At 69.4% G+C, this 7,431-nt stretch carries 7 protein-coding genes; all 7 read left to right on the top strand.

The window, feature by feature from the left end; all coding sequences use genetic code 11:
- The first annotated feature begins 144 nt into the window (after window positions 1–144).
- Window positions 145–1,302: an acyl-CoA dehydrogenase family protein gene (locus ACFYT4_RS35815; protein WP_389279004.1), complete on the top strand. Its 1,158-nt coding sequence runs from the start codon at window positions 145–147 to the stop codon at window positions 1,300–1,302.
- 94 nt (window positions 1,303–1,396) lie between these two features.
- The gene (locus tag ACFYT4_RS35810; RefSeq protein WP_389279001.1) at window positions 1,397–2,596 is read left to right on the top strand and encodes a TetR/AcrR family transcriptional regulator; all 1,200 of its coding nucleotides are present in this window, start codon (window positions 1,397–1,399) and stop codon (window positions 2,594–2,596) included.
- Between the two features lie 92 nt (window positions 2,597–2,688).
- On the top strand, window positions 2,689–3,849 hold the full coding sequence (locus ACFYT4_RS35805) for an acyl-CoA dehydrogenase family protein (RefSeq protein ID WP_389278998.1): 1,161 nt from the start codon (window positions 2,689–2,691) through the stop codon (window positions 3,847–3,849).
- 41 nt (window positions 3,850–3,890) lie between these two features.
- A complete protein-coding gene (locus ACFYT4_RS35800; protein WP_389278995.1) occupies window positions 3,891–4,694 on the top strand; it encodes an SDR family NAD(P)-dependent oxidoreductase in 804 nt (267 codons plus the stop codon).
- Window positions 4,695–4,721: 27 nt separating this feature from the next.
- Window positions 4,722–5,894 carry an acyl-CoA dehydrogenase family protein gene (locus ACFYT4_RS35795; protein WP_389278992.1) on the top strand — a complete coding sequence of 391 codons (1,173 nt, stop codon included), beginning with the start codon at window positions 4,722–4,724 and terminating at the stop codon, window positions 5,892–5,894.
- Window positions 5,895–5,942: 48 nt separating this feature from the next.
- Window positions 5,943–6,119 (top strand): hypothetical protein, encoded by a 177-nt coding sequence (locus ACFYT4_RS35790; protein ID WP_389278989.1) that lies wholly within the window; start codon window positions 5,943–5,945, stop codon window positions 6,117–6,119.
- Window positions 6,120–6,343: 224 nt separating this feature from the next.
- The coding region (locus tag ACFYT4_RS35785; RefSeq protein ID WP_389278986.1) for an AMP-binding protein at window positions 6,344–7,431 on the top strand (1,088 nt) is incomplete at its 3' end.

Below are 7,431 nucleotides of genomic sequence, written 5' to 3'. Positions count from 1 at the left end.
CGCTCGGTCGAATTCGTCGACGCCCTGCCGATGTCAGCCGCCGGAAAGATCCTCAAACGCCAACTCCGGGACACCCACCAGAACTGAACACACCGAGACCTGAATCGCAGCGCCCACCACGATTCACAGAAACGAGTACCGTCAATGAAGCGCAGCATTTTCAACGAGGACCACGAGGCCTTCCGGTCGACGATCCGTGAGTTCATCGCCAAGGAGGTCGTCCCCCACTTCGAGCAGTGGGAGAAGAACAACCTCACCGACCGTGAGGTGTTCCGCAAACTCGGAGCCCTGGGCGTCATGGGCTTCGGTATTCCCGAGGAGTACGGCGGCCCCGGCGACATCAGCTACAAGTACCAAGTCGTCATTGCCGAGGAGTGTGCCCGCGCCGCGGTCGCGCTCGGCCACTACGGGGTCAGCACCGGCATCGTGCTGCCGTATCTGCTGAACCTGGCGAATGAGGAGCAGAAGCGGCGCTGGCTGCCCGGTATCGCCACCGGTGACATCATGCTCTGTGTCGCGATGACCGAGCCGGGTACCGGCTCGGACCTGGCGGGCATCCGTACGGCCGCCAGGCTGTCGGAGGACGGCAGGCATTACCTGCTGAACGGCTCCAAGACGTTCATCACCGGTGCCCGTAACTCCGAGCTGTGCGTGGTCGCGGCCCGCACCTCCCCGGCCACCGCGGAGGACCGCCGGGCCGGCCTGAGCCTGCTGGTCGTCCCGACCGACAGCGAGGGTTTTGCCCTGGGCCGCAAGCTGGAGAAGATCGGCCTGCGCTCCAGCGACACCAACGAGATCTCCTTCACCGACGTCAAGGTGCCGGCGGAGAATCTGCTCGGCGAGGAGGGCAAGGGCTTCTCCTACCTCGGCCACAACCTGGCCCGCGAGCGGCTCCAGATCGGTGTCGGCGCGGCCGCCACCGCCACCGCCGCGATCCGGTTCGCCACGGAGTACACCCAGCAGCGCACGGTCTTCGGCAAGCCGGTCGCGTCCTTCCAGAACAGCAAGTTCGTTCTGGCCGAGTGCGCCACCGAGGTCGAGGCGCTGCAGGCCCTGGTCGACAAGGCGATCGAGATCGAGGACGCGCACGAGCTGACTCCGGCCGATGCCGCCCGGGTCAAGCTGTTCGGCACCGAGGTGGCGGGCCGGGTGATCGACAAGTGCCTTCAGCTGCACGGCGGTTACGGCTACATGCTGGAGTACCCGATCGCCCGGCTCTACGCCGACACCCGCGTCAACCGCATCTACGGCGGCACCAGCGAGGTCATGAAGACCATCATCGCCAAGGACCTCGGCCTGTAGCCGTGCCGGACGCAGTTCCCCGGCCAGTGCGCCGGGCATCGACGCCGACTGGGAGGCCCTCAGGCGACGGTAGGGGCCGCGCGGAGGAGGAACAGTGAAAGTCCAGTCGCAGCGGAAGGGCAGGAGCGTGGCAGCGCGCAGGCCGCCCAACCGCAGGGAGCAGATCCGCGTCGCGGCCACCGAGCTGTTCCTGGAGCACGGTTACCACAACGTCTCGGTGACCGACGTCGCCGGTGCCCTGGGCATCAGCGCCTCCGCCCTCTACCACCACTACCGGAACAAGCAGGACCTGCTGTTCCACGCCGTCCTCAGCGGGCTCCACACCGTGGATTCCCTGATTCAGGAGGCACCCGGACTGGACGAGGCCCTGCGGTCGCTGGCGGTGCTGGTCACCGGACCGCGCAAGGTGTTCGCCGCATGGGAGCGCGAGGCCCGCAACCTCGACGGCTCCCAGCGCGAGGCCATTCGCGACCACGAGGCCGAGGCGGTCGCACACTTCGGCCTGCTGCTGCGAGACGCCCGCCCTGAACTCGGTCCCGACGACGTCGAGTTGGTTGCCCGGGCCGTGCTCGGGGCGCTCGGCAGTCGCGGTCGGCACCGGATCCGGCTGCCCCGGCGCAGGCACGAGCAGCTGATGTACCGCCTCGGTTCCGTGGTGGCCCACTGCCCGCTCTCGACCGGGGAGTCCGGGGACGGGCAGCCAGGGGCTCGGTCGCACGCCCCGATGGCCGCAGGACTGCGGGTGCCCCGCCGGGACCAGATCCTGACCGAGGCGATCCGGCTGTTCGACGAGCGCGGCTACCAGTCGGTGACCGTGGCCGACATCGGCGAGTCCGCCGGCATCGTCGCCTCCGGGGTCTACCGGCACTTCCCCGGAAAGGTGGACCTGCTGGTGGGGGCGACCAACCGGGGTGGCGAGCGGATCCGGGCGGCAGCGGAGCAGGCACTGCTCCAGGCGGCGGATCCCCGGGCGGCACTCAAGCTGCTGCTCCGCGCCCACATCGACATCTCCGTCGAGAACGCGCACCTGATCGGCATCCTGGCCAACGAGCGCGACCAACTCCCCGAGAAGGAGCGCACCGCACTGCGCCGCGTCCAGGCGGCCTACCTGGACGTCTGGCTCCAGGCGCTCAGCACGCTGCGGCCGGTTCAGGACCCGGCCGAACTCAAGATCGTCATTCATGCCACCCACGCCATGACGTCCTTCGTCGTCCGGTCGCCCCGCATCAGCCCGCGGCCCGACCTGCGCGAGCGGCTGGCCGAACTGGCCGCGCACCTGCTGCTCGACCGCTGAGCGAGCAGCGCCCCCCGCCCACGCCGGCGGCCGCCCATGGGCCGGCCGCCCCCGAGACTCTACGCACCCGCACGATGGGGAGAGACCGCCCAATGAAGCGCACCATCTACAACGACGGGCACGAGGCCTTCCGCTCCGTGATCCGCGACTTCGTCGCCAAGGAGGTCACGCCCCGCTTCGCGGAGTGGGAGGCGGCCCGGCGGACCCCGCGGGAGCTGTTCCACAAGCTCGGCGCCCTGGGCGTGATGGGCTTCGACATCCCGGAGGAGTACGGCGGGCCGGGGGAGACCAGCTTCACGTATCAGGCGATCATCGCCGAGGAGACCGCCGCCGCGGCGGGCGTCTCCTTCGCGCACTACTCGGTGACCACGAGCATCGTCCTGCCGTATCTGCTGAAGCTGGCCGACGAGGAGCAGAAGCGGCGCTGGCTGCCCGGTATCGCCACCGGCGAGACCGTGCTCTGCATCGCCATGACCGAGCCCGGCACCGGCTCGGACCTGGCCGGCATCCGCACCACCGCCAAGCTGTCCGAGGACGGCACCCACTACGTCCTCAACGGCTCCAAGACCTTCATCACCGGGGCGCTCAACTCCGAGCTGTGCCTGGTTGCCGCCCGCACCTCCCCGGCCACCCCGGAGGACCGCCGGGCCGGGCTGACCCTGCTGGTCGTCCCCACCGGCAGCGAGGGCTTCGGCTACGGCAGGCAGCTGGAGAAGATCGGCCTGCACGCGCGCGACACCTCCGAGCTGCACTTCACCGACGTCAGGGTGCCGGTGGAGAACGTCCTCGGAGAGGTCGGCAAGGGCTTCTCCTACCTCGGCCGGAACCTGCCGCGGGAGCGGCTCTCCATCGCGGTCAACGCCGTCGCCGCCGCGACCGCGGCGATCCGGTTCACCACGGCGTACGTCAAGGACCGCACCGTCTTCGGCAAGCCGGTGGCCGCCTTCCAGAACACCAAATTCGTCCTCGCCGAGTGCGAGACCGAGGTCGCCGCCGCTCAGGCCATGTCCGACAGGGGCATCGAGCTGGACGACACCCGGGAGCTCACGCCCGCCGACGCCGCGCGGATCAAGCTCTTCTGCACCGAGGTGGCGGGCCGGGTGATCGACAAGTGCCTTCAGCTGCACGGCGGTTACGGCTACATGCTGGAGTACCCGATCGCCCGGCTCTACGCCGACACCCGCGTCAACCGCATCTACGGCGGCACCAGCGAGGTCATGAAGACCATCATCGCCAAGGACATGGGCCTGTAGGACTTCGCACCCGTACACCCCGAAGAGAAGGACACAGCATCATGGGAACCCTGCACGGCAAGGTCGCCGTCGTCTCCGGCTCCGGCCGCGGCATCGGCCGCGAGATCGCCCTGCGACTCGCCTCCGAGGGCGCCTCCGTCGTGGTCAACGACCTCGACCCCGAGCCCGCGGAGCAGACCGCCGCCGACATCGAGGCCGCCGGGGGCACCGCCGTGGTCTGCGCCGGCTCGGTGGTCGAGGAGGGCTTCGCCGAGCGGTTCGTGGGCACCGCCATCGACTCCTTCGGCGGCCTCGACATCATCGTCAACAACGCCGGCTACACCTGGGACTCCGTCATCCAGAAGATGACGGACGAGCAGTGGGACACCATCCTCGACGTCAACCTGAAGGCGCCGTTCCGCATTCTGCGCGCCGCCCAGGCCTTCATCAAGGCCAACCCGACCGAGTACCACCGCAAGGTCGTCAACGTCTCCTCGACCTCCGGGTTCTACGGCAATGCCGGGCAGTCCAACTACGGCGCCGCCAAGGCCGGTGTGATCGGACTGACCAAGACCCTGGCCAAGGAGTGGGGCCGCTACAAGGTCAACGTCAACGCCGTCGCCTTCGGTTTCATCCTGACCCGGATGACCGAGGTCACCGCTGCCGACCAAGCCACCCTGAAGATCGACGGCCGGGAGATCCGGGTCGGGATGAACCCCGACCGCGCCGCCATGGCCTCCCAGGTCATCCCCTTCGGCCGCCCGGGCACCACCAAGGAGGCCGCCGGTGCGGTGTATCTGCTGTGCACTCCGGATGCCGACTACATCAACAGCCAGTGCATCGTGGTCGACGCAGGCCGCGTCTGACCCCCAGCGGAAGAACGAGGTTTCGCCATGTCCGTACTGGACGCCACCGACCCGCTCGGTTTCGACGAGCTGTTGAGTGAGGAGGACCGTGCGGTCCGTGACACCGTCCGGGCCTGGTGCCGGGAGCGTGTGCTGCCGCACATCGCCGGCTGGTACGAGGCGGGTGAGCTGCCCGGGGTCCGTGAGCTGGCCCGCGAGCTGGGCGCGATCGGCGCGCTGGGCATGCATCTGGAGGGCTACGGCTGCGCCGGGGCGAGCGCGGTCCAGTACGGACTCGCCTGCCTGGAACTGGAGGCCGCCGACTCCGGCCTGCGCTCGCTGGTCTCCGTCCAGGGCTCGCTGGCCATGTACGCCGTCCACCGCTGGGGCAGCGAGGAGCAGAAGCGGCAGTGGCTGCCGCGGATGGCCTCCGGCGAGGTCATCGGCTGCTTCGGCCTGACCGAGCCCGACCACGGCTCCGACCCCGCCTCGATGCGCACCACCGCGAAGCGGGACGGCCCCGACTGGGTCCTGACCGGACGCAAGATGTGGATCACCAACGGCTCCGTCGCCGGGGTGGCCGTCGTCTGGGCCCGCACCGACGAGGGCGTACGCGGCTTCGTCGTCCCCACCACCGCCCCCGGCTTCTCCGCCCCCGACATCAAACACAAGGGCTCGCTGCGTGCCAGCGTCACCAGCGAGCTGGTCCTGGACCACGTCCGTCTGCCCGGCGACGCGGTCCTCCCCGGGGTCCGTGGCCTGCGGGGCCCGCTCTCCTGCCTCAGCCAGGCCCGCTACGGCATCGTCTGGGGCGCGCTCGGCGCCGCCCGCACCTGTCTGGAGACCGCCCGCGAGTACAGCACCACCCGCGAGCAGTTCGGCAAGCCCATCGGCGGCTTCCAGCTCACCCAGGCCAAACTCGCCGACATGTCCCTCGAACTCAACAAGGGCCTCCTCCTCGCCCTCCACCTCGGCCACCGCATGGACGCCGGCACCCTGCGCCCGGAGCAGGTCAGCTACGGCAAGCTCAACAGCGTCCGGGAGGCCATCGAGATCGCCCGCACCAGCCGGACCATCCTGGGCGCCAACGGCATCAGCTACGAATACCCGGTCATGCGCCACGCCAACAACCTCGAATCCGTACTCACCTACGAAGGCACCCCCGAGATGCACCAGTTGGTCATCGGCAAACTCCTGACCGGCCAGGACGCCTTCCGGTGAGAAGGAGCGCACCGCGCTCCGCCGGTACCGGGCCGACGACATGAACGTGTGGGTACAGGCGCTGCCGCCGCGGTGCCCGGCCGCGAGCCTGCCGAGCTGAAGATCACGATCCACGCGGTGCACGTAAGGGTCTCCTTCGTGCTCCGCTCGGGTCGCACCGACCGCCGGTGCGACCCGGACCACAGGCTCACCGAACTCGCCACGAGCCTCTTCCTCCACGACTGACGTCACTCTCGCGACCGAGCCGGGGACGGGGCACCGTCGCCGACCAGTGCTGTCCGGTGCGGCCGCACCGGCCCCCGGATGCCGTTCTCGGTTCCTCATCACCGAAGTCCATTCGGTACGAGGGCTTGACGCCAGGCACAAATGTGAAAAAACTGATTTCTTGTTCACGCTAACAGGGAGGTTGGTCGTGGCGCCCCTGGACCCGCGGGAAAGCGAGCGATTCCATGGGGCAGCTGGACGGCCGGATGGCGGTGATCACCGGCGTCCTCGGCGGTCTCGGGCGTGCGTACGCACTGCGGTTCGCCGCGGTGGGCCGGTACGGAGTGCGTGCCGACGCCATCGCCCCGGGGCGTTGTACCGGACCGGTCGAGGCCACCCCGGCTGGGCGCCGCCCCCGACCCGGGTGCGACCGCACCTGGAACCCGCGCAGTACCGTCCCACCCGCTCGGCACCGCCGGGACCGGGTGGGACGGCCCCAGCCGGTCTTCCCCATCCGTGTCTCCCCGGCCCGCCGATGCGGTCGGGCCGTTGCTTCGGAGGATGTTGTGTATCTGACTCAGGCCCTGCACCGGGCGCTTCAGCAGTTCCCCGACGGTCCGATGACGGTGTGTGGCGACCGGGTCCGCACCACGCGGGAGGTGGCCGACCGGGTTGCCCGTCTGGCCGGTGCCTTCCGGGGTCTGGGCCTGAAGGCCGGGGACCGGGTGGGGATCCTGGCGTTGAACTCCGACCGCCACCACGAGTTCTTCTTCGCTTCCTGGTGGATGGGGGCCGTGGCCAGTCCGGTCAACGTCCGCTGGTCACCGGGTGAGATCGGGTACGCGATGGCCGATTCGGGTACTGAGGTGCTGCTGGTGGACGATACGTTCGTGCCGCTCGTTCCGCGGTTGCGGGAGCTGTGTCCCGGTCTGCGGACGCTGGTTTACTGCGGTGACGGGCCGACGCCCGAGGGCATGGTGGGTTACGAGGATCTGGTGGCCGCCGCGGAGCCGGTGCCGGACGTCCGTCGCGGCGGCGACGAGGTGGGGCTGCTGCTGTACACCGGCGGCACCACCGGCCTGCCCAAGGGCGTGATGATCACTCACCGGAGCCTGATGACCAGCCTGTTCGGCTCCATCCTGGCCAACAGGGCGGTGGAGCGAGGAGGGGTCACCCTGCTGACCGCGCCGCTGTTCCACATCGCGGCGTTCCTCAGCTGGTACTCCCAGGCCCTGATCGGTGGCACGCTGGTTTTCCTTCCGGTTTTCTCGGCGGAGGGTTTCCTTGATGCGGTGGAGCGGCATCGGGTGACGACGTGCATTCTGGTGCCTGT

This window comes from Streptomyces sp. NPDC004609, from assembly GCF_042873655.1.
Classification (GTDB): domain Bacteria; phylum Actinomycetota; class Actinomycetes; order Streptomycetales; family Streptomycetaceae; genus Streptomyces.
This window is presented reverse-complemented; position numbering and strand designations above follow the sequence as displayed.